The following is a 22555-nucleotide window of genomic DNA, read 5'->3' as shown; positions in this document are numbered from 1 at the left end:
GGTGTCGGCGTTGTAGGGGGGAGCGCCCTGAATACGCCCCCAGTTGGTCGTCAGTGTGACCGGCGCTGGCTCCCCCTGTCTCGCCGCCACTCGGCGCTGCGTTGCGCCCCCTGCGCGCCGGCTCGATCCCGCGGCGGTCCGTGGAATTCCAGCACAGTGCCGGATCTCCAACAAGGGCCGTGGACCGAGCTGTGACCTCCGTGACAGCGTGTGAGTGACACGTTACGAGATGTCGAAGCTGATCGCGTACATAACGGACGTATCCTTGCCAGTCGCGAGTGCGAGGGGTGTGTCCCAGTCGCCATGATCAGGAGCGGAATGACAGGTTCAGTTCGCCAATGTCCGTTTCGGAGCGCCGAATTGCAGGTCTGAAATGACCGCTTTGCCCTCGCCTTCGTGAGCAAACTCACACACGGATCAAGGCCACTTGGCGGCTTCCGTCGGGAATTCGATGTTTAGCCTGGCGCTTTACAAGAGGGAAGTCTCTGCCAACCCACACGACACGACGGGGTCTACGACAACCGTGAAGACGACGATGATGTTCCGCAACATAGCCAACCCCCGGCGCACCACCCTCGCCCACCTCAAGGACGCCGAGGAACTGCAGACCCCGGAGCTCCCCGAGCACTCCCTCGACCTCCCCGCCCAGACCGCCAACCCCCGGCGCACCGTTCTCATGGAGATCCCGGCCGGGACCTCGGTCGGCGAGTAGTACGGGGCAGGGCCGCCGTTCACTCACTCACCCGGTCACCGGGTTATTCCACGGCGGCCGCCCCTTACCGCGTTAGCCTGGAGCGTCAGACTCCAGCCGGCTCAGTGAGGGGCGCAAGGATCCCGTGCGCATCGCCAGGTTCTCCATCGACGGGAACGTCGCCTTCGGCGCCGTCGAGGGCGACAAGCAGGACGAACTCGTCCTCGACATCATCAAGGGCATTCCGTTCACGGACTTCGAGCTCTCCGGGACCAAGGTCCCGCTGAGCAAGGTCCGGCTGCTCCCGCCGGTACTCCCCAACAAGGTCGTCGCCTACGGCCGCAACTACGCGGAGCACGCGAAGGAGCTGGGCAACGAGGTCCCGGACGTCCCCTTCGCCTTCTTCAAGCCGTCCACCTCGGTGATCGGCCCCGGCGACGAGATCCAGTACCCCTCGTTCTCCCAGGAGCTCCACCACGAGGCCGAACTGGCCGTGGTCATCGGCCGGCTGTGCCGCGAGGTCCCGCGCGAACGCGTGGCGGACGTCATCTTCGGCTACACCTGCGCCAACGACGTCACCGCCCGCGACGTCCAGAAGCGCGAGAAGCAGTGGGCCCGGGCCAAGGGCTTCGACACCTCCTGCCCGCTCGGCCCCTGGGTGGAGACGGACCTGGACCTCGCCACCGCGTCCGACCTGACGGTCCAGCTCACGGTCAACGGCGAACAGCGCCAGCTCGGCCGCACGAGCGAGATGATCCACTCCATCGAGGACCTGATCGTCAACATCACCGAGGCCATGACGCTGCTCCCCGGCGACGTGATCCTCACGGGCACCCCGGCAGGGGTCGGCCCCCTGAACGTCGGCGACGAGGTCGCCGTCACCATCGAAGGCATCGGCACTCTCACCAACAAGGTTGTCAAGCGTGGCTAGCGCACCCGTCCGCGTACGTTTCTGCCCCTCGCCCACCGGTAACCCCCATGTGGGCCTGGTCCGCACCGCCCTGTTCAACTGGGCGTTCGCCCGGCACCACAAGGGCACCCTGGTCTTCCGCATCGAGGACACCGACGCGGCCCGCGACTCCGAGGAGTCGTACAACCAGCTGCTCGACGCGATGCGCTGGCTGGGCTTCGACTGGGACGAGGGCCCCGAGGTCGGCGGCCCGCACGCGCCGTACCGCCAGTCGCAGCGGATGGACATCTACCAGGACGTCGCCGCCAAGCTGCTCGACGCCGGCCACGCCTACCACTGCTACTGCTCCCAGGAGGAGCTGGACAGCCGCCGCGAGGCCGCTCGCGCCGCCGGCAAGCCGTCCGGCTACGACGGCCACTGCCGCGACCTCACCGCCGAGCAGGTCGAGGAGTACAAGGCCCAGGGCCGTACGCCGATCGTCCGCTTCCGGATGCCCGACGAGACGATCACCTTCACCGACCTGGTCCGCGGCGAGCTGACGTTCACCGCGGAGAACGTCCCGGACTACGGCATCGTCCGCGCCAACGGCGCCCCGCTGTACACGCTGGTCAACCCGGTCGACGACGCCCTGATGGAGATCACCCACGTCCTGCGCGGCGAGGACCTGCTCTCCTCCACCCCCCGCCAGATCGCCCTGTACAAGGCGCTGACCGAGCTGGGCATCGCCAAGCAGACCCCCGCCTTCGGCCACCTTCCCTACGTCATGGGCGAGGGCAACAAGAAGCTCTCCAAGCGTGACCCGGAGTCGTCCCTCAACCTCTACCGCGAGCGCGGCTTCCTCCCCGAGGGCCTGCTCAACTACCTCTCCCTGCTGGGCTGGTCGCTCTCCGCGGACCAGGACATCTTCTCGATCGACGAGATGGTCGCGGCCTTCGACATCGCGGACGTCCAGCCCAACCCGGCCCGCTTCGACCTGAAGAAGTGCGAGGCGATCAACGCCGACCACATCCGGATGCTGGACGTGAAGGACTTCACGGAGCGCTGCGCCCCCTGGCTGAAGGCGCCCTTCGCCCCCTGGGCCCCGGAGGACTTCGACGAGTCGAAGTGGCAGGCGATCGCCCCGCACGCCCAGACCCGCCTGAAGGTCCTCTCGGAGATCACCGACAACGTCGACTTCCTCTTCCTCGCGGAGCCGGTCGTCGACGAGGCGTCGTGGACCAAGGCGATGAAGGAGGGCAGCGACGCCCTCCTGGCCACGGCCCGCGAGAAGCTGGAGTCCGCCGACTGGACATCCCCGGAGTCCCTGAAGGAGGCCGTCCTGGCCGCCGGCGAGGCCCACGGCCTCAAGCTCGGCAAGGCCCAGGCCCCGGTCCGGGTGGCCGTCACCGGCCGCACGGTCGGCCTGCCGCTCTTCGAGTCCCTGGAGGTCCTGGGCAAGGAGAAGACGCTGGCCCGCATCGACGCGGCGCTGGCCAAGCTCGCCGCGTAACGCACACGCGCAGGAGGGGCGGCAACCGGATCACCGGGGGCCGCCCTTCGCGCGTTCCCGATCCGTCTCCGAGAGTTAACCCCTACGGCCGAGTCCGGCTTCCTGTGCGGACGTTGGATGTTCCCTGTGCGCATGATGTGCATGCGCGGCCGGTACAGGGGGTGGGGGCGTGACCCGTTCACGGAACAAGGCGATCCGTTCGCGAAGACTGGCCACGGCCGTCGCCGCCGGAGCAGTGGCTCTGAGCTGCGTAGCGGCGGCCTCGCCCGCGCAGGCCGGGCCTGTGGCCCTGCCGTCGCCGGTCGGCTTCGTGACGCTCGGGTCGGAGCGGCCGACCGTCGTGAACTACATGTGGGCGGGGGCGTCCGGGTTCCAGTGGGAACCCTGGAACGCCGTCGGCTCCGGCACCTGGGTCGGCTACCCGGGCTTCGTCCCGCCGGTGCACGCCGGCCCGGACGACCTGGCCACCGGCACCGACGTGGTCAGCACCTGGGACGGTGCCGAGGTCACCCAGCAGCACCACTCCACCGGCGTGACCGCCACCGTGACCGTCCCGGCGGGCCAGACCTACGAGACCACGTCCGGCTGGAGCGTGCTCACCCAGGACGACTCCGGCACCCCGCACGTCCTGCGCGCCGCGGCCGACGGCTCCACCACCGATCTCCCGGTGACCGGGCTCCCCGCGGGTGCCCGGCCCACCGGCTACGTTCCGGGGGGCTCGGTCCGCCGCGCCGCGATCGTCTACACCCTGGACGGCACGACCTCCGTGGGTCTCGTGGACCTGCGGGACGGCACCTTCCGCAGCTACGTCACGGGAGTGGCCGCCGCCCCGCAGGTCCGCTTCAACGACCGCTGGCTGGTCGTCGACTGGAGACACATCCGCGTCGACGCCGCCCCCGGCACCGAGCCCGGCCGGCTTCCCCGCTCGCCCGCCGAGCCGGTGGCCGTCGTCGGTGACCAGCTCCTCATCGGCAACCCGGCCTTCGTCCTGCCCGGCACCAAGCCCGCGCTGACCGCCCTTTCGCTCACCACCGGCGAAACCGGCATCGTCCTTGCGAACTCCTACGGAGGGATGGTCCCGACCCCGGACGGCGGCGCGCTCGCCACCGCCGGGCCCTCCAGCTTCGACTGGAACGTCCACCGCATCACCCCCACCGCGGACGGCGGCACCGCCACCACGAAGGTGGCCCGGGTCCCCGCCGACCGGATACCGGTCGAGGGGCTGGCGATGGCCGGGGGCGAGCTGTTCCTGGACGGCAGGCAGGGCAACGGCCACCGGATCTCCGGCTTCGCGCTCAACGCCGTCGGCGCACCGCTCGGACCCCAGACCGGGCGCAGCCCCATCCTGGCGGACGCCACCTGCCTCCCCGGCGACACCGCCTGCCCTCAGCTGGAGGCCCTCGGTGACGGACACGTCGCCCTCCTCTTCACCGACTCCTCCGGCCGGGAGTACGTGGTCCGGACCGGCCTCGGCCTCGACACCGCCTCCCTGCAGAGTGTGCCGATCGGCGACTCCCGCGGCCGCATCGCCGGTGGCACGGGCCGCTACGTGCTCTACAACGGCGGTACGCCGGGCGTGCAGAAGATCGTCGACTTCCCGCGCGGCGCCACGACCGGCAGGATCCCGCTCAGCCGCAACCGCACCGCCGCCGCCCTGTGGGGCCAGGTCCTGTGGACGCCCGGCAGCACCAAGGGATCGATCACCGGCCGCGATCTGAAGACCGGCAGGACCACGGCCACCGTCGTCACCGGTGCCCGGTGCACGCCCACCGACATCCAGGCCGTCGGCAGCCGTCTCTACTGGAGCTGCGGTGCCTCCGGCCCGGCCGGCGTCTACGACCGGACGGCCAGGCGGAACGTCCCCGTACCCGCCGGTTCCGCTCCGGCCCGCCTCGGCGACGGCTTCCTGGTACGTGAGAACCGGACCACGCACGAACTGCTGCTCACCGACGTCCACACCGGTACCGCGAAGACCGGCGTCCTGGCCGTGCTGCCCACGACCGACCAGAACACCGGCGGCAGCAACGGCCGTTGGGCCGTGGACCGGTTCGGCGGCCCGATCGCCTACCTCGGGTACGGCGGAAAGGTGTGGATCGTCCCCAGCCGAGTCCCCACCTCGCCGCTGGCCCAGCTGGAGGCGCAGGTCTACTCGCCGTCCGTCATCACCAGGTCGGCCCCGTGGTCACCGGTGTGGCAGCTCAGCAAGCCGTCCTCCTGGACCCTGACGCTCGCCACCCCCTCCGGCACGGTCCGGCGCACCCTGACCGGCACCTCCACGGGCGCGGCCGTACGCCCGGCCTGGGACGGCAGGACCGACAGCGGCGCCGCCGCCGCGACCGGCAGGTACACCTGGAAGCTCACGGCGCGCCCCCGCGACGGCCAGGGCCGGAACCTGACCCTGACCGGCACGATCACCCTGGGCTGACGGCGCGCGGAGAGTACGGTCGGTGTCATGACGATCAGGGCCGTGGTCTGGGACGTGGACGACACTCTCTTCGACTACACGAGTGCCGACCGCGAGGGCATGCGGGCGTATCTGGCGGCGGAGGAGCTGCTCGCGGGATGGGAGAGCGCGGAGGCCGCCCTGGTGCGGTGGCGGGAGATCACCGATCAGCAGTGGGCGCGGTTCTCGGCGGGCGAGGTGAGCTTCGAGGGGCAGCGGCGGGACCGGGTGCGGGTGTTCCTGGGCGTGACACTGAGCGACGCCGAGGCCGACGACTGGTTCCGCCGCTACCGGGCCCACTACGAGGACGCCTGGGCCCTCTTCCCGGACGTCCTGCCGGCCCTGGACGCGCTCGCGGCCAGCCACCGGCATGCCGTGCTGTCCAACTCCAGCCTCCACGTCCAGGACCACAAGCTGCGCACGCTCGGTGTGCACGACCGCTTCGAGGCCATCCTGTGCGCCGCCGAACTGGGCGTCTCCAAGCCCGCGGCCGGTGCCTTCCTGGCGGCCTGCGAGGCGCTGGAACTCGCCCCGCACGAGGTCGCGTACGTCGGCGACCACCCGGAGATCGACGGGCGCGGAGCCGCCGACGCCGGGCTGCTGTCGGTGTGGATCGACCGTCGCGGGCCGTCCACCGGGGCCGACGCACCCGTCGGGCCCCACCGGATCACGTCCCTCGCCGAACTGCCCGCGATCCTCCGCGCCGATACCCGTTTTGGAGCCCCGTCCACCTTCAGGTAATGTTCTTCCTGCGCCGCCGGGGAGCGGGCCGAAAGGCCGGAACCGGAGGAGCACAACTAGAACAAGAACCCCTCAGGGGCTTGCGTTCCAGTGGCCTATGGTGTAATTGGCAGCACGACTGATTCTGGTTCAGTTAGTCTTGGTTCGAGTCCAGGTAGGCCAGCTCGCAGAGCTCATCTGCACGCGCGGATCACATCCGCAAGCCCCCGTTGTGTAGCGGCCTAGCACGCTGCCCTCTCAAGGCAGTAGCGCCGGTTCGAATCCGGTCGGGGGTACGGTAATCATCTGTGGATGATCGCTAGGGCCCCCGTTGTGTAGCGGCCTAGCACGCCGCCCTCTCAAGGCGGTAGCGCCGGTTCGAATCCGGTCGGGGGTACGAACTGGTCTAAACCACATTGGTCTATGGTGTAATTGGCAGCACGACTGATTCTGGTTCAGTTAGTCTTGGTTCGAGTCCAGGTAGACCAGCTCGGATCTGCGGAAACGTAAGATCCACGCCCCCGTTGTGTAGCGGCCTAGCACGCCGCCCTCTCAAGGCGGTAGCGCCGGTTCGAATCCGGTCGGGGGTACAGGAAGAAGGCCCTTCGCTTCGGCGGAGGGCCTTCGTCGTACCCGGCGGCGCCGGCTACTCGAAGCCGTAGCGCCGCGACGACTCCTCCTCCTGGGCCAGCCGGTGCAGCGCCTGCAGCACCGGCTCGTTGAGGATCGCCCCCAGGAGCGCGAACTCGATCCGCTCCGGCTCCGACGGCTGCGTCTCCAGGAGGTCCAGGTCGAGGACGGCCGTCCGGTGCATCAACTCGGCGTACGGCGCGAGCACTTCGGCGCCCCAGTCGTAGCCGAGCCGGCGGAACGCGGCCACCGCCACCACCAGCGAGCGGTACGCGGGGGAGATGGTCGTGAGCTGCTTGGCGTTCTCCCAGCCGAGCCGGTCGAGGAGCGTGCCGACCTCGTCGTGCGCGGCCCGGACGTACTCGTCGTCCTCGTCCGGCTCCGGCACCTGCGGCAGCGCCCACAGCGCCGCGCCCAGGCGGATCGTGCGGCCCAGGGAGTCGTCGTCCACGTGCCCGAGCACCTCGCGCACCTTCGCCACCGGCACCCGGCCGACCTGGATCATCGCCCGCACCAGCCGCAGCCGGCGCAGATGCTCCTCGTCGTACTCGGCCGTCGTGGCATTCACCTGGCGGCCCGGCGGCAACAGCCCTTCGCGCAGGTAGTACTTGATCGTCGCGGCGGACACCCCGCTGCGCGCGCTCAACTGGGCAAGCCGCATCTCTTGCGCCCTTCCTTGGTAAGTGCCACTATCCAAGCATTGCCGGAAGGATAGTGACGCTATCCGACGAGGGGGACCGTCATGTTCGCGAAACCGGTGCCGGGCCGTACGACCGCGGCTGCCGAGGGAGATGTGGTCGTGCTGCTCATCGGCATGCGGATCAACCACTTCTGGGCGGCGCACCAGTGGTTCCCGGTCATGTGGTCGATGATCCGCATGCTGCGGGAGCTTGGACGGGCCCCTGAGCGGGGGCTGCGGGGGCACGTCTTGCTGACGGCCTCGCCGCGTACGTACTACGTCGTCCAGTACTGGGAATCGAAGGAGAAGCTGTACAAGTACGCGAGTTCGCCGGACATGCTCCACCACGGGATGTGGGCCGTCCTGAACCGCAAGGAGCGGGCGGGCAAGCTGCGCCGGCACGTGGGCCTGTGGCACGAGACGTATGTCGCACCCGAGGGCTCGTACGAGTCGATCTACTTCGACATGCCGGAGTTCGGCCTGGGCGCGGCGAACGGGGTGGTGCCGGTGGAACAGCGGGGGCGGTACGGGAAGGACCGGTTCGCTTATCGATCCGCGTGAGTGGAGCGCCCCGTCAGGGGCGCGGGGAACTGCGCGACAAGCCACGACGGCGCGGCGGCCGGACGACGGCGGGTGGGGGCAGACGTGGCGCCGTGGGGGCTTCGGCCACTGGGCGGGTGCGGGCCGCATCGGGCTGGTCGCGCAGTTCCTCCCCCGGCCTTCGGCCGGGGGCACCCCCAGCGCCCCTGGGCGGGACCGGTTCCCGTGCCCAAAAGGTTCAGCTCTCCTCGGAAAGGGCCTGCCGCGGCGTTGAGGCCGGCCCTTTCCGGCAAGAACATCCCTGGGGCCTCAGCCCGAGCGGCGCAGTGCCTCGGACAGGCGGGCCGCCGCGTCGATCACGGCCTGTGCGTGCATACGGCCGGGGTGGCGCGTGAGGCGCTCGATCGGGCCGGAGACGGAGACGGCCGCCACCACCCGGTTGGAAGGCCCGCGCACCGGCGCCGACACCGACGCCACGCCCGGCTCCCGCTCTCCGATGGACTGGGCCCAGCCGCGGCGGCGGACGCCCGACAGGGCCGTCGCCGTGAAGCGGGCGCCCTGGAGGCCGCGGTGCAGCCGCTCCGGCTCCTCCCAGGCCATCAGGATCTGCGCCGAGGACCCGGCCTTCATCGTGAGCGTCGAGCCGACCGGGACCGTGTCCCGAAGGCCGGACAGGCGTTCCGCGGCGGCGACGCAGATACGCATGTCGCCCTGACGGCGATAGAGCTGCGCGCTCTCACCGGTGATGTCACGGAGATGCGTGAGCACCGGGCCCGCCGTCGCGAGCAGGCGGTCCTCGCCGGCCGCCGCGGCCAGTTCCGCGAGTCGCGGGCCGAGAATGAAACGGCCCTGCATGTCGCGTGCCACCATGCGGTGGTGTTCCAGAGCCACGGCCAGCCGATGGGCCGTGGGTCGTGCCAGTCCGGTGGCCCCGACCAGACCCGCGAGGGTGGCCGGACCGGACTCCAGAGCGCTGAGGACAAGGGCCGCCTTGTCCAGAACGCCGACGCCGCTACTGTTGTCCATGCAACGATACTCACGTCTCACTCTGTGAAACGCAAGTTCAATTTTCCGTGGAACGCGCCACCCTGGAGAGACACAGTGGCCCGCGGACCAACGGGCCCGGCGGCGGACGCCCGGAATCACGACTTCAGGGGCCCTTGGTTGAAGGGCAGCCGCCGCTTCCTCAAGATCTCTAGTTGGGCCGGTGGACGTTTGCCGGCCGGAGGGAAAGCGATGGGTAGGACACTCGCGGAGAAGGTCTGGGACGACCACGTCGTCCGGCGCGCCGAGGGCGAGCCCGACCTCCTCTTCATCGATCTGCACCTGCTGCACGAGGTGACCAGCCCGCAGGCGTTCGACGGTCTGCGGCAGAACGGCCGCCCGGTGCGGCGCCTCGACCTCACCATCGCGACCGAGGACCACAACACCCCCACCCTCGACATCGACAAGCCCATCGCGGACCCGGTCTCCCGGGCTCAGCTGGAGACGCTGCGCAAGAACTGCGCCGAGTTCGGCGTCCGGCTGCACCCGCTGGGCGACGTCGAGCAGGGTGTCGTGCACGTCGTCGGCCCCCAGCTGGGTCTGACGCAGCCCGGTACGACCGTCGTCTGCGGTGACTCCCACACCTCCACGCACGGTGCCTTCGGCGCCCTCGCGTTCGGCATCGGCACCTCCCAGGTGGAGCATGTGCTGGCCACCCAGACGCTGCCGCTGGCCCGCCCGAAGACCATGGCCATCACGGTCGACGGCGAGCTGCCCGACGGCGTCACAGCCAAGGACCTGATCCTGGCGATCATCGCCAAGATCGGTACCGGCGGCGGCCAGGGCTACATCCTGGAGTACCGCGGCTCCGCCATCGAGAAGCTCTCGATGGAGGCCCGCATGACCATCTGCAACATGTCGATCGAGGCCGGCGCCCGCGCGGGCATGATCGCCCCCGACGAGACCACCTTCGCGTACATCAAGGGCCGCGCCCACGCCCCCGAGGGCGAGGACTGGGACGCCGCCGTCGCGTACTGGAAGACCCTGAAGACGGACGAGGACGCGGTCTTCGACGCCGAGGTCCACATCGACGCCGCCGCCCTCTCGCCGTTCGTCACCTGGGGTACCAACCCCGGCCAGGGCGCGCCGCTTTCGGCCGACGTCCCCGACCCGGCTTCTTACGAAGACGCTTCGGAGCGCCTCGCCGCAGAAAAGGCCCTGGAGTACATGGGGTTGGCGGCCGGCCAGCCGCTGCGCTCCATCAACGTGGACACCGTCTTCGTAGGCTCCTGCACCAACGGCCGTATCGAGGACCTGCGCGCCGCCGCCGAGATCCTCAAGGACCGCAAAGTCGCCGACGGCGTACGGATGCTGGTTGTCCCCGGCTCCGCGCGGGTCGGTCTGCAGGCCGTCTCCGAGGGCCTGGACGTCGTCTTCAAGGACGCCGGCGCCGAATGGCGGCACGCGGGCTGCTCGATGTGCCTCGGCATGAACCCCGACCAGCTGGCCCCGGGCGAGCGCTCCGCGTCCACCTCGAACCGCAACTTCGAGGGCCGGCAGGGCAAGGGCGGCCGTACCCACCTGGTGTCCCCGCAGGTCGCGGCCGCCACGGCCGTCCTGGGCCACCTGGCCTCCCCGGCCGACCTGTCCGACGCTCGTACGCCCGCTGGAGTCTGATCAGCCATGGAAGCATTCACCACGCACACCGGCCGGGCCGTCCCGCTGCGCCGCTCCAACGTCGACACCGACCAGATCATCCCTGCTCACTGGCTCAAGAAGGTGACCCGGGACGGTTTCGAGGACGGTCTGTTCGAGGCCTGGCGCAAGGACGAGAACTTCATCCTCAACCGCCCCGAGCGGCAGGGTGCGACCGTCCTGGTCGCCGGTCCCGACTTCGGCACCGGCTCCTCCCGTGAGCACGCCGTCTGGGCGCTGCAGAACTACGGCTTCAAGACCGTGATCTCCTCCCGCTTCGCCGACATCTTCCGGGGCAACTCGCTGAAGAACGGCCTGCTCACGGTGGTCCTGGACCAGAAGGTCGTGGAGGCGCTGCAGGAGCTCACGGAGAAGGACCCGCAGGCCGAGATCACGGTCGACCTCCAGGCTCGTGAGGTGCGCGCCGAGGGCGTCACCGCCTCCTTCGAGCTGGACGAGAACTCCCGCTGGCGGCTGCTGAACGGGCTGGACGACATCTCCATCACCCTCCAGAACGAGGCCGACATCGCCGCGTACGAGGCCAAGCGGCCGTCGTACAAGCCGCGGACGCTCCAGGTCTGATCCGGAGCCCGGTCAGGGCGTGATCCACCACATCTGAATACGGCTGGTTTCAGCCACCGCAACATCCCGCCTGTACCCCCGATCGCCACGATTGGGGGTACAGCCATGTCTGCACCCGAACGGGCGCTCGCGTTGTCGCAGGTCTTGCCAACTTCCCACGTTAGGGCGGATGTTGTGGGGGTACGTGAGTGCTGTGTCCGTGGCTTCCGCAAGTGCCCGGAAGGCCATTTGAGGCGGCAGTTGCCCCCTGCGCAGGCGACAACTCGCCCCAGATGGCACAATCTGTGCATGGAACACGACGGCCAACTCCAGCTCTATGCGGCGGTCGCGGGCCAACTCAAGGAAGCGCACACAAAAGTGCGCGCACTGCAAGTCCCGGAGGGCGTACGGATGGCGCTGACCCGGAAGCTGCTGGTCATTACGGCCGCGGCCAAGCACGACCTCGCCGACGCGGCAAGGCGGCTCGAGCGGTTCAACGCGGACCTCGACGAGGGTCGAATCCCTGAAGAGGAACGCTGACTGGACCGCCCGTGACGACCGAATCCGTTGCGGCACAAGGGTGATAAGCCCGTTTCGTGTTTGATTTGCGGTATATATCTGCCTAACGTGCGAAAAAGCTTGAACACATTCGTTCTGGCGATGTCTCCGAAGGGGAAGACGTGAACAAGGCGCAGCTCGTAGAAGCGATTGCCGACAAGGTGGGCGGCCGCCAGCAGGCCGCCGACGCGGTCGACGCGGTCCTGGACGCCATCGTCCGTGCGACCGTCGCGGGTGACCGGGTCTCGGTCACGGGCTTCGGGTCCTTCGAGAAGGTGGACCGTCCGGCCCGTTACGCCCGCAACCCTCAGACGGGCGAGCGGGTTCGGGTCAAGAAGACCTCTGTGCCGCGCTTCCGCGCCGGCCAGGGCTTCAAGGACCTGGTCAGCGGAACGAAGAAGCTCCCGCGCGGCGGTGAGGTCGCGGTCAAGAAGGCGCCCAAGGGCAGCCTGACCGGCGGCGCTTCGGCGACGGTCAAGAAGGCGGCGGCGAAGAAGACGACCGCCAAGAAGGCGACCGCCGCGGCCAAGAAGGTCACCGCGAAGAAGGCGCCGGCCAAGAAGACCACGGCCGCCGCCGCGAAGACCACGGCGAAGAAGGCGACCGCCAAGAAGACCACGGCGACGGCGAAGAAGACGGCCGCGAAGAAGGCGCCGGCCAAGAAGGTCACCGCGAAGAAGGCGCCGGCCAAGAAGTCGACGGCGCGGAAGGCCACCGCCAAGAAGACGGCGACGGCGCGCTAGGGCGAGGCCCGCTGCACGGCGGGGTTGGGACACTCACGCGACGGGCCGGACTCCCTTGGGGAGTCCGGCCCGCGGTGTGTTCTGGGTGCGTTGTGTTTCGGGTGGGGGCTGGTCGCGCAGTTCCCCGCGCCCCCGAAGGGGCGCTTCCGCCTCAGAACGTTTGCAAGGTCACCAGGGTGACGCGAAGATTCTCGCCGGACCCCTCCGTCTCGATCCGTACCCTCTGACCCGGTCGGAGCAGCCGCAGTCCGCCCGCCTCGAAGGCCTTGCCGTCGAAGGGGACCGGAGTTCCGTCGTCCAGGAGCACCTGGCCGGCGTGGGTTTCCGGGTCGTACGTGTATGCGGTCGCCTGCATGAGCGCAGCCTACTGGTCCGGGATCAGCAGGCGGGCCGCCACTGCCGCGGTGCGCGGGCCCACGCCCAGGGCCAGGGCCGTGCGCAGGTCCGCGCCGGTGTCCACGTCCTGGCGTACCGAGTCCACGCCGATCAGCCGCAGTTCCTCGGCGCCCGAGGCGGCATGGCGGGCGCGGGAATTGGGACCGAATGCGGGCGCCAATTCATTGCCGGGGGTCGCCGCCAGCAGGGTGGTGCCGATTGCCGCGGCGTCCGGGACAAAAGCGCGCGGGAATTCCGCGGCCGCGTCCAGCACCCGGGACAATTCCAGCGGGCGCAACGCCGGCAGATCGGCGTTCAGGGCCGCCACGGGGCTTTCCGGTCGCGATGCGCGTACGGCCGCCGTTCCGTGCCGCAGCGCGGCGTTCAGGCCGCTTCCCGGCGTGTCCGGCACGATGCGCGCACCCAGCGCCGACAGCTCGCGTCCGGCCAGCGTGTCGTCCGTGACGACTGCCACATCTTTCACGGCCTGGCAGGCCAGGGCCGCGGTCACCGTGTCCTGGGCGAAGGCCAGGGCCAGTCCCGGACGCAAACTGCCCGCCGCGGTGTCCGCGAGCCTGCTCTTGGCGCGAGCCAAGGGCTTGAGGGGTATGACCAAGGTCCACTGCACCGACGTACCGTCCCTCCCTTGTTGCCTCATTGTCACCCGGGCCCCGAGGCAGGAGCGGCAGCGAGGCGTACGGTGTTCCTCGACAGACCGGCGGACCGGGGCCACACTTCTCCCAGCCCCCGGTCCGGGAGAGGAAGTCCCGGAGACCGGGAAGAAGTCCTAGAGGAAGGTGTCCGCGTGCCCCGCCGGAGAATCGGCTTCTGGTACCGCTTCGCTGCGGTGCTCTGCAAACCTCCGCTGGTGGTTCTGATCAAGCGGGACTGGCGCGGAATGGAGAACATTCCGGCCGAGGGTGGATTTATCACCGCGGTGAACCACAATTCACATGTCGACCCCTTCGCCTACGCCCACTATCAGTACAACACCGGCCGCGTTCCGCGTTTCCTGGCGAAGAGCGGGCTTTTCAAGAAGGGATTCGTCGGCGCCGCCATGCGGGGCACCGGGCAGATCCCCGTCTACCGCGAGTCCACCGACGCGCTCAGCGCCTTCCGGGCCGCGATCGACGCCGTGGAACGCGGCGAGTGCGTCGCCTTCTACCCCGAGGGAACGATCACCCGCGACCCGGACCAGTGGCCCATGACCGGCAAGACCGGTGCCGCCCGCGTCGCCCTGCAGACCAAGTGCCCGGTGATCCCGGTCGCCCAGTGGGGCGCCAACGAACTTCTCCCGCCGTACGCGAAGAAGCTCAACGTGCTGCCCCGCAAGACCCACCACGTCCTCGCGGGCCCGCCGGTCGACCTCTCGCGCTTCTACGACAAGGAGATGACCCAGGACGTCCTCAAGGAGGCGACCGAGGTCATCATGGCCGCCATCACCCGCCAGCTGGAGGAGATCCGCGGCGAGAAGGCCCCCGCAACCCCCTACGATCCACGCCAGGTGCGGATCGAGCAGCGGCGCCGGACGCGTGCGTCGCAGAGCGGTCTGGAAAAGTCGCAGAGCGGTGTGGAAGAGGAGAGCGGCAAGTGAGCAAGCCTGCCAAGGCGGCGGTCTTCAGCGCGGGTTCGTGGGGTACGGCATTCGGGATGGTGCTGGCCGACGCCGGGTGCGACGTCACCCTGTGGGGGCGGCGCGCGGAGGTGGTGGAGGCCATCAACTCCGGCCGTACCAACCCCGACTACCTGCCCGGAGTGGAACTCCCCGAGAACCTGCGGGCCACGACCGACCCCGCCGAGGCCGCGGCCGGCGCCGACTTCACGGTCCTGACGGTGCCCTCCCAGACCATGCGGGCCAACCTGGCCGACTGGGCGCCGCTGCTGGCGCCCCGCACGATCCTGGTGTCCCTCATGAAGGGCATCGAACTCGGCACCACCATGCGGATGAGCCAGGTCATCGCGGACGTCGCCAAGATCGACCCGAACCGCATCGCCGTCGTCACCGGCCCCAACCTCGCCCGTGAGGTCGCCGCCCGGATGCCGGCCGCCGCGGTGGTCGCCTGCATCGACGAGACGGTCGCCCAGCGCCTCCAGACCGCCTGCCACACGCCGTACTTCCGGCCGTACACCAACACCGACGTCATCGGCTGCGAACTCGGCGGCGCGGTCAAGAACGTCATCGGGCTCGCGGTCGGCATCGCCGACGGCATGGGCCTCGGCGACAACGCCAAGGGCTCCCTCATCACCCGTGGTCTCGCCGAGACCACCCGCCTGGGCATGGCGCTCGGCGCCGACCCGCTGACCTTCTCCGGACTCGCCGGTCTCGGCGACCTGGTGGCCACCTGCTCCTCGCCGCTGTCCCGCAACCACACCTTCGGCACCAACCTCGGCAAGGGCATGACCCTGGAGGAGACCATCGCGGTCACCAAGCAGACCGCCGAGGGCGTCAAGTCCTGCGAGTCCGTGGCCGATCTGGCCCGCAGGCACGGTGTGGAGATGCCGATCACCGAGACGGTCGTGGACATCGTGCACGAGGGCAAGCCGCCGGTGGTCGCCCTCAAGGAGCTGATGTCGCGCAGCGCGAAGCCCGAGCGACGCTGAGCCACGGCACGCGACGGACGCTGTCTCGGGGCCCTACCACCGGGTACTCTCAACCCGATATGAGCACCGAGAACCTCCCCCAGAGCCCTGAGCAGCCCGCTCGCAAGCCGCGCGTGGCCGTCGTGTTCGGCGGTCGCAGCTCCGAGCACGGGATCTCCACGGTCACCGCCGGAGCCGTCCTGAACGCCATCGACCGGACGAAGTACGACGTCCTGCCGATCGGCATCACCCGGGAAGGCCGCTGGGTGCTCACGGCCGACGAACCCGAGCGCATGGCCATCACCGAGCGCCGGACGCCCGAGGTCGGTGACCTCGCCGAGTCCACCGAGGGCGGCGTGGTCCTCCCCGTCGACCCGGCCAACCGCGAGGTCGTCTACAGCGAGCCCGGCTCGGTGCCCAAGGCGCTCGGCGAGGTCGACGTGGTCTTCCCCGTGCTGCACGGCCCGTACGGCGAGGACGGCACCCTGCAGGGCCTCCTGGAGCTCTCCGGCGTCCCCTACGTCGGCGCGGGCGTGCTCGCCTCGGCCGTCGGCCAGGACAAGGAGTACATGAAGCGGGTGTTCACCTCGTTCGGGCTCAAGGTCGGCCCCTACCTGGTGATCCGCCCCCGTGAGTGGCGGCAGGACGAGTCCGCGGCCCGCAAGAGGATCGTCGACTTCGCCGGCGAGTACGGCTGGCCGCTGTTCGTGAAGCCCGCGCGTGCGGGTTCGTCGATCGGCATCACCAAGGTCGACGACCTGTCCGGCCTGGACGAGGCGATCGCCGAGGCCCAGTCCCACGACCCGAAGATCCTGGTCGAAGCGGCCGTCCGCGGCCGCGAGATCGAGGTCGGCGTCCTGGAGTTCGAGGACGGCCCGCGCTCCTCGGTCCCCGCCGAGATCCCGCCGCCCTCCGAGCACGCGTACTACGACTTCGAGGCCAAGTACATCGACTCCACCCCCGGCATCGTCCCGGCCCCCCTCACCCCGGAGGAGACCGCCGAGGTCCAGAAGCTCGCGGTGGACGCCTTCGAGGCCGCGTCCTGCGAGGGCCTGGTCCGCGCGGACTTCTTCCTCACGGAGGACGGCGACTTCGTGATCAACGAGATCAACACGATGCCGGGCTTCACACCGATCTCGATGTACCCGCAGATGTGGCAGGCGTCGGGTATCAGCTACCCGGACCTGATCGACCGCTTGGTGCAGGCAGCGCTGAGCCGCTCGACCGGGCTGCGCTAGAGCGCCCCGAAAGGGGCGCGGGGCCGTATTGAATATGCGGCTACCGCCGCGTGGGCGCGACCGGCCACAACGCACCGTGGGCCGACAGTCGACCGGTCCGCCCACGGCGCCTAGTCGGCGATCCCCTCCGGAATCGCCTTCTTGACGGCGGGCGCCAGACTCACCAACGGCGCCATGCCATCCACGGTCCGCCCCGCCGGAATCGTCACCTCGACATACGCCTTCCGCAACGTCGTGGTGAACCGGAATGATTTGTCCGACCGCTGTTCCAGCAGCCACCCGACCCCGTTCACCTCGACCCCGTCGGCTTCGGGGTCGGACATCTTCGCAGGCCGATCCACACCACACCGCAGTATGATCGCCGGGTCGCCACCCCAGCCGGCGGTCAGCGGAGAGGCCGGTTCCGGATCACGTCGGCTCAGCTTGTCGACCTTCGTCGGCAGCACCTCGTCGAGGTGCCGGCACAGCTTCGTAACCGCCGCCCCCGGGTGGGGAACCGTCGCCGACGGGCCGTCGTCTGCTGATGAGCAGCCCGCCGCCGCGATCGTCAGCAGGGCGAGCGCGGGCAGACCGAATGGCCGGTGACGGAAGAAGTTCACCGGCCAAGCGTAGACGGGGGCTACAGATGGACGACCGGGCAGGTCAGGGTACGCGTGATGCCATCCACTTGCTGGACTCTCGCGACCACGAGCCGGCCGAGTTCGTCGACGGTCTCCGCTTGCGCGCGCACGATGACGTCGTACGGTCCTGTCACATCCTCGGCCTGGATCACTCCAGGGATCTTGCTGATGATCTCGGCGACGGTCGACGCTTTGCCGACCTCCGTCTGGATCAGGATGTACGCCTGTACCACGGAACCTCCAGGGCGGCCACGAGGATCATGTGGGGAAAAGGAACGCCACGGTATCGCGTCGTCGCTCACCGCGGGGAGACCTGCGCGGACAGGGGCTTGCGCGCCAGGGTGCAGGCAGGACAGAAGTTGACGGTCACCTCGACCGTATCCAGGACGACGATGACGCGCGAGCGGGCACGGCAAGGCACAGAAGGGGCGCAAGCACAATGAAGGGCACTGTTGGTGAGCTAGGTGAGTTCGGGCTCATCAGGGAGCTCACCTCCCGTCTGACCACCACTCCGGCGGTCCGGGTCGGCCCGGGCGACGACGCCGCGGTGGTCGCCGCGCCCGACCGCCGGGTCGTGGCGAGCACCGACATCCTGCTGGAGGGCCGGCACTTCCGCCGTGACTGGTCCACGGCCTACGACGTGGGCCGCAAGGCCGCCGCACAGAACCTCGCCGACATCGCCGCCATGGGCGCCGTGCCGACCGCCCTGCTGCTCGGCCTGGTCGTGCCCGCCGAACTGCCCGTGACCTGGCCCAGCGAGCTGATGGACGGCATCCGCGACGAGTGCCAGGTGGCCGGCGCCTCGGTGGTCGGCGGCGACGTGGTCCGCGGCGACACGATCATGGTGTCGATCACCGCGCTCGGCGATCTGCGCAACCAGGAGCCGGTCACCCGGGCCGGCGCCCAGCCCGGCGACCTGGTGGCCGTCACGGGCTGGCTGGGCTGGTCCGCGGCCGGCTACGCGGTGCTCTCCCGGGGCTTCCGCTCGCCGCGCGCCTTCGTGGAGGCCCACCGCCGGCCCGAGCCGCCGTACCACGCGGGCCCGGCCGCCGCCGCCCTCGGCGCGACCGCGATGTGCGATGTGAGCGACGGGCTGATCGCCGATCTCGGGCACATCGCCGAGGCCAGCAAGGTCCGTATCGACATCCGCTCCGGCGCGATCGACATCCCGACCCAGATGAACGACATCGGCCAGGCCGTCGGCGTCGACCCCATCCAGTGGGTGCTGACCGGGGGAGAGGACCACGCGATCGTGGCGACCTTCCCCCAGGACGTGAAGCTGCCCGCCCGCTGGAAGGTCATCGGCGAGGTCCTCAACCCGTCCGCGCTGCCCCAGGTGACCGTCGACGGCGCGCCCTGGACCAGCAAGGGCGGCTGGGACCACTTCGGGGACATCGAGTCATGAGCGTCCCGCGCGTGCTGACGGTCGCGGGTTCCGACTCCGGCGGCGGGGCCGGGATCCAGGCCGATCTGAAGACCATGCTCGCGCTCGGTGTGCACGGCATGAGCGTGCTCACCGCGGTCACCGCGCAGAACTCCCAGGGCGTTCAGGGCGCTTGGGAGCTTCCGGTCGAGGCCGTCCGGGCCCAGTACCGCAGTGTCGTCGACGACATCGGCGTCGACGCCGTGAAGACCGGGATGCTCGCCTCGGCCGAACTGGTCGAGACGGTCGCGGACTTGATCGCCGGGACCGACGCGCCGGTGGTCGTCGACCCGGTCGGGGTCTCCAAGCACGGCGACCCGCTGCTCGCCGCCTCCGCCCTGGACTCGGTCCGCACCAGGCTCCTCCCGCTTGCCACCGTCGCCACCCCGAACCTCGACGAGGTGGCCCAACTCACCGGCGTACACGTCGAGTCCGAGGCGGATCTACGACGGGCCGCGGCGGCCGTGCTGTCGTACGGACCGAAGTGGGTGCTGATCAAGGGCGGTCATCTCCCCGGCGAAGCCGTCGACCTGCTCACGGACGGCACCGACGAGCACCTGCTGCGCGCTCCCCGGCACGACAACCGGCACACGCACGGCACGGGCTGCACCCTCGCGTCGGCGATCGCGTCGCAGCTCGCGAAGGGGCGGTCCGTGCCGGAGGCGGTGGCGGCGGCCAAGGAGTACGTCACCGGGGCGATCGCGGCCGGGTTCGCGCTCGGCGCCGGGATCGGGCCCGTGGACCACGGCTGGGCCCTAGGGACGGGGCTCAGAAGGGATACTCCCGCAGCTTGATGTCGGTCGCCGCCTTCTCGGTCATCCGCTTGAAGAAGCGGGCCAGCGGGCGGGAGGCGAGCAGCCGGTACATCCGGTCCCGGCTGCGGATGCGCCGCTCGGTCGGCGGGGCGAAGAACGGGCCCGCGTTCCCCGAGATCTTCTGGCAGCCCTTGGCGAAGTCCCGGATCCGGGACTCGTACTCCGCGAACGCGACACGGAAGTCACCGCCCGCGAGCGCGAGTTCACCGGCGAGGACATACGCCCCGACGATCGCCACCCCGGTCCCCATCCCGCCCATGGTCGCCCCGTATCCGGCGTCCCCGAGCAGGACCACCCGCCCCTTGACCAGCCGGTCGACATGGATCTGGGCGATCGCGTCGAAGTAGACGTCGTCGGCCTCTTCGAGCGCCTTGAGGACGGCGGGGAGCTCCCAGCCCATCCCGGCGAAGCGTTCGGCCAGGATCCGCTTGACCGCCGTGACGTCCCTGCGGTCGTACGACAGCTCCTCGGACCGGAAGACCAGCAGCGCGCCGGCCCGGTCGGGGTCGCCGTCGTAGTTGCCGACGACGGCCGCGCGGCCGGGCTCGCTGTAGACGCGGCCGGTGCGGTCCAGGGCCAGGTGGTTGGGGACGTCGAAGCCGGCCACGTAGTGGCAGCTTCTAGCGGGGTCAACCGTCGTGCAGCGTGATCCGGTGAGGATCAGTGCAGCTCAGCAGCAGTACGAAGGACGCTATCTCGTGCAACAGGTGTGGCGCTATCACCCGATCAGGTAAGGGGCGCGCCGTAGGCGCCCCGAGGCGATGCAGGCCTGCCCGGGCAGGCCTGCGAGCTGGTCGCCGTGGCCGACATCGAGTGTGGCGGCGACCTTGCCGCCGAAACCGTCCGGGTCCGCTCCACAGCCGACTGGCTACGACGCCCGGGGAGACGGTGTTCACGCGAACACCGCGCGGCGCCAGGTCCTCGCCGGTGGACGCCACTGCTGTGCCCGCATGGTCGCCCAGCGGCGCCTCACCTCCACCACCTTGCGGGGTCGCCCGGCGCTGGGAAAGCCAGCATCGGCTGGCTCGTCGCAGACGGCGGCGCCATGTCCTTGAGTCGGTGCCGGCCACCTTCTCCGGCAGTGCCGGACCGCTTCAGGTCCTTAAGGTAAGTGGATCGACTTGCCATAGAGGTAGCGCGGGAGCTACCTTCAAAAAGGTAAGTCAATCGACTCACCTTCGACTCGGCAAGGAACAATGAACATGACTCGTCTTGCGGGCAAGCGCGCCCTCATCACCGGCGGCACGAGCGGGATCGGTCTGGAGACCGCGCAGCGGTTCCTCGCGGAGGGGGCCGACGTGCTGGTCACGGGCGTGACCCCGGCCAGCATCGACAGGGCGCGGCAGGTCCTCGGGGACAAGGTGCCGGTGGTGCAGGCCGACGCCTGCGATCTCGATGCGCAGCGCGGCCTGGCCAAGCAGGTGGGTGAGCACTTCGGGGGGCTGGACGTGGCGTTCCTGAACGCCGGCGTCTCGGACTGGCGGTCGTTCGAGGACCACACGGAGGACAGCTACGACCGGCTCTTCGACATCAACGTCAAGAGCGTCTTCTTCCTGACGCAGGCCCTGGTGCCGGTGCTGGCCAACCCGTCCTCGGTCATCCTCAACGCGTCCGCCAGCGTGCACGGCGGCTACGGGCAGGCGAACGCCTACGCCGCGACGAAGGCGGCTCTCAGCTCCCTGATGCGGTCGTGGAACGCGGACCTGCTCAAATCGCACGGCATCCGGTTCAACGCGGTCAGCCCCGGCCCGGTGGACACCCCGCTCTACGCCAAGCTCGGGATCGAGGACCCCGCGGTCCAGGCGGCGGTCCTGGAGGGGATCAGCGCCGGCATCCCGCTGGGCCGCATGGGTCTGCCGGAGGAGGTCGCGGAAGCCGTCGTGTACCTGGCCTCCGACGCCTCCGCCTTCGCGGTGGGCCAGGACCTTATCCTGGACGGCGGCCAGACCGTCCTCTGACAGCGAGGACGTGGCCGGGAAACGGGCGAGGGACGTTAGGTATGTCGGTGGAGGACCGAGCGGAAACCGGTGGCGACACGTGCCAGGCCGGGTATCACGCGCAGATCAAAGCGGAGAACCGCGCCCGCATCATCCGCGCCGCCCGCGACCTCTTCCTCGCCCGGGGATACGACAAGACCTCCCTGGCCCAGATCGCCAAGGAGGCCCGCGTCTCCACCGGCACCCTCTTCAAGCGGTACCCCACAAAGGCCGCGCTGTTCGCGGCCGTCACCTCCGAACAATGGCAGCTGGACGTGCAGTACGCCGCACCGCCACCGCCCGGTGATCCCCGGTTCGGTCTGGACCACATCGGCCGCGATTACGCCTGCCTGGTCGCGCGGCCCGGCACGGCGGCGCTGTGCCGGCTCATCATCACCGAGCTTCCCCAGATGCCGGAACTCGCCGACATCGTCGGCACCGGCTTCGCCATCGACCGCGGACCCTTCTTCGACCGGCTCCGCGACTACCTGGAGGCCGAAGCACACGCCGGCACACTCGACTTCCGTTCGGCCGACGGACAGCCGCAGTCCGCATGCGTCGTGGCCGAGCAGTTCCTCGGCATGATCTGCAGCCAGTTGCTGTGGCCTCAACTCGTACGGACCGACTTCGTCCCGCCCAGCCCCACTGATCCCGCGATCGTGGACGAAGCCGTCGCCCTCATGCTCAAGCGCTACAGCACCGGATCCTGAACCCCGCACCACCACTTCACGCTGCCACAACCCCGATACGTCCCCTTACCGGGACAGGTGCACGCGCCCTCCCGGTACTGCCGGCGTACACCCCGGCCTTGCGCCCGGTGGCGTGAGCATCGACCAGTGATCAACGCGATCCTCCAGCACGTGCGAACCCGGGGCCGATGCCGGT

At 69.7% G+C, this 22555-nt stretch carries 23 protein-coding genes, 5 tRNA genes and 1 pseudogene; 22 read left to right on the top strand and 7 right to left on the bottom strand.

The window, feature by feature from the left end; all coding sequences use genetic code 11:
- Positions 1-523 precede the first annotated feature (523 nt).
- From EDD90_RS17475 to EDD90_RS17430, 10 genes are all read left to right on the top strand, one after another.
- Positions 524-712: a hypothetical protein gene (locus tag EDD90_RS17475; protein WP_123973907.1), complete on the top strand. Its 189-nt coding sequence runs from the start codon at positions 524-526 to the stop codon at positions 710-712.
- 124 nt (positions 713-836) lie between these two features.
- On the top strand, positions 837-1622 hold the full coding sequence (locus EDD90_RS17470) for a fumarylacetoacetate hydrolase family protein (protein WP_123973906.1): 786 nt from the start codon (positions 837-839) through the stop codon (positions 1620-1622).
- Positions 1606-3090 (top strand): glutamate--tRNA ligase, encoded by a 1485-nt coding sequence (gltX, locus tag EDD90_RS17465; RefSeq protein WP_123973905.1) that lies wholly within the window; start codon positions 1606-1608, stop codon positions 3088-3090. The genes EDD90_RS17470 and gltX overlap by 17 nt, the downstream gene beginning before the upstream one ends.
- Before the next feature lie 169 nt (positions 3091-3259).
- Positions 3260-5515, top strand: coding sequence for a hypothetical protein (locus EDD90_RS17460; RefSeq protein WP_123973904.1), 2256 nt, complete (start codon positions 3260-3262; stop codon positions 5513-5515).
- Positions 5516-5542: 27 nt separating this feature from the next.
- Positions 5543-6274 (top strand): HAD family hydrolase, encoded by a 732-nt coding sequence (locus EDD90_RS17455; protein WP_123973903.1) that lies wholly within the window; start codon positions 5543-5545, stop codon positions 6272-6274.
- A 91-nt stretch (positions 6275-6365) separates the two neighbouring features.
- Positions 6366-6437, top strand: a tRNA-Gln gene (locus EDD90_RS17450).
- Between the two features lie 39 nt (positions 6438-6476).
- Positions 6477-6549, top strand: a tRNA-Glu gene (locus EDD90_RS17445).
- Between the two features lie 28 nt (positions 6550-6577).
- A tRNA-Glu gene (locus tag EDD90_RS17440) sits at positions 6578-6650 on the top strand.
- Between the two features lie 20 nt (positions 6651-6670).
- A tRNA-Gln gene (locus tag EDD90_RS17435) sits at positions 6671-6742 on the top strand.
- A 28-nt stretch (positions 6743-6770) separates the two neighbouring features.
- Positions 6771-6843 (top strand) — tRNA-Glu (locus EDD90_RS17430).
- Positions 6844-6899: 56 nt separating this feature from the next.
- Here EDD90_RS17430 and EDD90_RS17425 read toward each other — a convergent pair.
- Positions 6900-7544: a MerR family transcriptional regulator gene (locus EDD90_RS17425; RefSeq protein WP_123973902.1), complete on the bottom strand. Its 645-nt coding sequence runs from the start codon at positions 7542-7544 to the stop codon at positions 6900-6902.
- Positions 7545-7625: 81 nt separating this feature from the next.
- Here EDD90_RS17425 and EDD90_RS17420 point away from each other — a divergent pair, with 81 nt between their 5' ends.
- Positions 7626-8123, top strand: a complete 498-nt coding sequence (locus EDD90_RS17420) for a DUF4188 domain-containing protein (RefSeq protein WP_123973901.1) — start codon at positions 7626-7628, stop codon at positions 8121-8123.
- Positions 8124-8411: 288 nt separating this feature from the next.
- Here EDD90_RS17420 and ndgR read toward each other — a convergent pair whose 3' ends face one another.
- Positions 8412-9128: an IclR family transcriptional regulator NdgR gene (ndgR, locus tag EDD90_RS17415; RefSeq protein ID WP_123973900.1), complete on the bottom strand. Its 717-nt coding sequence runs from the start codon at positions 9126-9128 to the stop codon at positions 8412-8414.
- 210 nt (positions 9129-9338) lie between these two features.
- On the opposite strand from ndgR, the gene leuC reads away from it, so the two are divergent.
- The 4 genes from leuC to EDD90_RS17395 all read left to right on the top strand — a co-directional run bounded on the left by leuC (position 9339) and on the right by EDD90_RS17395 (position 12643).
- Complete coding sequence (gene leuC / locus EDD90_RS17410; RefSeq protein ID WP_123973899.1) at positions 9339-10763, top strand: 3-isopropylmalate dehydratase large subunit; 1425 nt, start codon at positions 9339-9341, stop codon at positions 10761-10763.
- Positions 10764-10769: 6 nt separating this feature from the next.
- Positions 10770-11363 (top strand): 3-isopropylmalate dehydratase small subunit, encoded by a 594-nt coding sequence (leuD, locus tag EDD90_RS17405; protein ID WP_123973898.1) that lies wholly within the window; start codon positions 10770-10772, stop codon positions 11361-11363.
- A 288-nt stretch (positions 11364-11651) separates the two neighbouring features.
- Complete coding sequence (locus EDD90_RS17400) at positions 11652-11882, top strand: hypothetical protein (protein WP_123973897.1); 231 nt, start codon at positions 11652-11654, stop codon at positions 11880-11882.
- A gap of 140 nt (positions 11883-12022) precedes the next feature.
- The gene (locus EDD90_RS17395) at positions 12023-12643 is read left to right on the top strand and encodes an HU family DNA-binding protein (RefSeq protein ID WP_123973896.1); all 621 of its coding nucleotides are present in this window, start codon (positions 12023-12025) and stop codon (positions 12641-12643) included.
- A 151-nt stretch (positions 12644-12794) separates the two neighbouring features.
- Here the strand turns inward: EDD90_RS17395 and EDD90_RS17390 are convergent, their stop codons facing one another.
- Both EDD90_RS17390 and cofC read right to left on the bottom strand, forming a co-directional pair.
- Positions 12795-12998, bottom strand: coding sequence for a hypothetical protein (locus EDD90_RS17390; protein ID WP_123973895.1), 204 nt, complete (start codon positions 12996-12998; stop codon positions 12795-12797).
- Between the two features lie 9 nt (positions 12999-13007).
- Entirely contained in the window at positions 13008-13646 is a 639-nt protein-coding gene (gene cofC / locus EDD90_RS17385) for a 2-phospho-L-lactate guanylyltransferase (RefSeq protein ID WP_123973894.1), read from the bottom strand.
- Positions 13647-13823: 177 nt separating this feature from the next.
- On the opposite strand from cofC, the gene EDD90_RS17380 reads away from it, so the two are divergent.
- Genes EDD90_RS17380 through EDD90_RS17370 form a run of 3 tightly spaced genes read left to right on the top strand, consistent with a single transcriptional unit; the run spans position 13824 to position 16836 of the window.
- Positions 13824-14612: a 1-acyl-sn-glycerol-3-phosphate acyltransferase gene (locus tag EDD90_RS17380; RefSeq protein WP_123973893.1), complete on the top strand. Its 789-nt coding sequence runs from the start codon at positions 13824-13826 to the stop codon at positions 14610-14612.
- Positions 14609-15619 carry an NAD(P)H-dependent glycerol-3-phosphate dehydrogenase gene (locus EDD90_RS17375; RefSeq protein WP_123973892.1) on the top strand — a complete coding sequence of 337 codons (1011 nt, stop codon included), beginning with the start codon at positions 14609-14611 and terminating at the stop codon, positions 15617-15619. Before EDD90_RS17380 ends, EDD90_RS17375 begins: the two co-directional genes overlap by 4 nt.
- Positions 15620-15678: 59 nt before the next feature.
- A complete protein-coding gene (locus EDD90_RS17370; protein ID WP_123973891.1) occupies positions 15679-16836 on the top strand; it encodes a D-alanine--D-alanine ligase family protein in 1158 nt (385 codons plus the stop codon).
- A 110-nt stretch (positions 16837-16946) separates the two neighbouring features.
- On the opposite strand, the gene EDD90_RS17365 is transcribed toward EDD90_RS17370, so the two are convergent.
- Together EDD90_RS17365 and EDD90_RS17360 are read right to left on the bottom strand one after the other, a co-directional pair.
- On the bottom strand, positions 16947-17435 hold the full coding sequence (locus tag EDD90_RS17365) for a DUF3515 domain-containing protein (RefSeq protein ID WP_123973890.1): 489 nt from the start codon (positions 17433-17435) through the stop codon (positions 16947-16949).
- A 20-nt stretch (positions 17436-17455) separates the two neighbouring features.
- Positions 17456-17689: an Lrp/AsnC family transcriptional regulator gene (locus EDD90_RS17360; protein ID WP_093498875.1), complete on the bottom strand. Its 234-nt coding sequence runs from the start codon at positions 17687-17689 to the stop codon at positions 17456-17458.
- Positions 17690-17895: 206 nt separating this feature from the next.
- Between EDD90_RS17360 and EDD90_RS17355 the strand changes: the two genes are divergently transcribed.
- Together EDD90_RS17355 and thiD are read left to right on the top strand one after the other, a co-directional pair.
- The gene (locus EDD90_RS17355; protein WP_123973889.1) at positions 17896-18861 is read left to right on the top strand and encodes a thiamine-phosphate kinase; all 966 of its coding nucleotides are present in this window, start codon (positions 17896-17898) and stop codon (positions 18859-18861) included.
- Positions 18858-19673, top strand: coding sequence for a bifunctional hydroxymethylpyrimidine kinase/phosphomethylpyrimidine kinase (gene thiD, locus EDD90_RS17350; protein ID WP_123973888.1), 816 nt, complete (start codon positions 18858-18860; stop codon positions 19671-19673). The genes EDD90_RS17355 and thiD overlap by 4 nt, the downstream gene beginning before the upstream one ends.
- On the opposite strand, the pseudogene EDD90_RS17345 reads toward thiD, so the two are convergent.
- Positions 19648-20307 (bottom strand): annotated as a pseudogene (locus EDD90_RS17345) (FAD-dependent oxidoreductase); the annotation flags it as partial. The gene thiD and the pseudogene EDD90_RS17345 overlap by 26 nt on opposite strands.
- Positions 20308-20896: 589 nt before the next feature.
- Between EDD90_RS17345 and EDD90_RS17335 the strand changes: the two are divergent.
- The gene (locus EDD90_RS17335; protein ID WP_123973887.1) at positions 20897-21652 is read left to right on the top strand and encodes an SDR family oxidoreductase; all 756 of its coding nucleotides are present in this window, start codon (positions 20897-20899) and stop codon (positions 21650-21652) included.
- Between the two features lie 41 nt (positions 21653-21693).
- Positions 21694-22380 carry a TetR/AcrR family transcriptional regulator gene (locus EDD90_RS17330; protein ID WP_123973886.1) on the top strand — a complete coding sequence of 229 codons (687 nt, stop codon included), beginning with the start codon at positions 21694-21696 and terminating at the stop codon, positions 22378-22380.
- The last annotated feature ends 175 nt before the right edge of the window (positions 22381-22555 follow it).

The organism is Streptomyces sp. Ag109_O5-1, from assembly GCF_003814875.1.
GTDB classification, from domain to species: Bacteria; Actinomycetota; Actinomycetes; order Streptomycetales; family Streptomycetaceae; genus Streptomyces; species Streptomyces sasae.
This window is presented reverse-complemented; position numbering and strand designations above follow the sequence as displayed.

Excerpts from the sequence above, each read along its gene's own strand:
- EDD90_RS17400 (WP_123973897.1), top strand. The coding sequence starts at position 11,652 with ATGGAACACGACGGCCAACTCCAGCTCTATGCGGCGGTCGCGGGCCAA.
- EDD90_RS17370 (WP_123973891.1), top strand. The coding sequence starts at position 15,679 with ATGAGCACCGAGAACCTCCCCCAGAGCCCTGAGCAGCCCGCTCGCAAG.
- EDD90_RS17425 (WP_123973902.1), bottom strand. The coding sequence starts at position 7,544 with ATGCGGCTTGCCCAGTTGAGCGCGCGCAGCGGGGTGTCCGCCGCGACG.
- EDD90_RS17420 (WP_123973901.1), top strand. The coding sequence starts at position 7,626 with ATGTTCGCGAAACCGGTGCCGGGCCGTACGACCGCGGCTGCCGAGGGA.
- EDD90_RS17455 (WP_123973903.1), top strand. The coding sequence starts at position 5,543 with ATGACGATCAGGGCCGTGGTCTGGGACGTGGACGACACTCTCTTCGAC.
- leuD (WP_123973898.1), top strand. The coding sequence starts at position 10,770 with ATGGAAGCATTCACCACGCACACCGGCCGGGCCGTCCCGCTGCGCCGC.
- EDD90_RS17335 (WP_123973887.1), top strand. The coding sequence starts at position 20,897 with ATGACTCGTCTTGCGGGCAAGCGCGCCCTCATCACCGGCGGCACGAGC.
- EDD90_RS17355 (WP_123973889.1), top strand. The coding sequence starts at position 17,896 with ATGAAGGGCACTGTTGGTGAGCTAGGTGAGTTCGGGCTCATCAGGGAG.
- EDD90_RS17390 (WP_123973895.1), bottom strand. The coding sequence starts at position 12,998 with ATGCAGGCGACCGCATACACGTACGACCCGGAAACCCACGCCGGCCAG.
- ndgR (WP_123973900.1), bottom strand. The coding sequence starts at position 9,128 with ATGGACAACAGTAGCGGCGTCGGCGTTCTGGACAAGGCGGCCCTTGTC.
- thiD (WP_123973888.1), top strand. The coding sequence starts at position 18,858 with ATGAGCGTCCCGCGCGTGCTGACGGTCGCGGGTTCCGACTCCGGCGGC.
- leuC (WP_123973899.1), top strand. The coding sequence starts at position 9,339 with ATGGGTAGGACACTCGCGGAGAAGGTCTGGGACGACCACGTCGTCCGG.
- EDD90_RS17330 (WP_123973886.1), top strand. The coding sequence starts at position 21,694 with ATGTCGGTGGAGGACCGAGCGGAAACCGGTGGCGACACGTGCCAGGCC.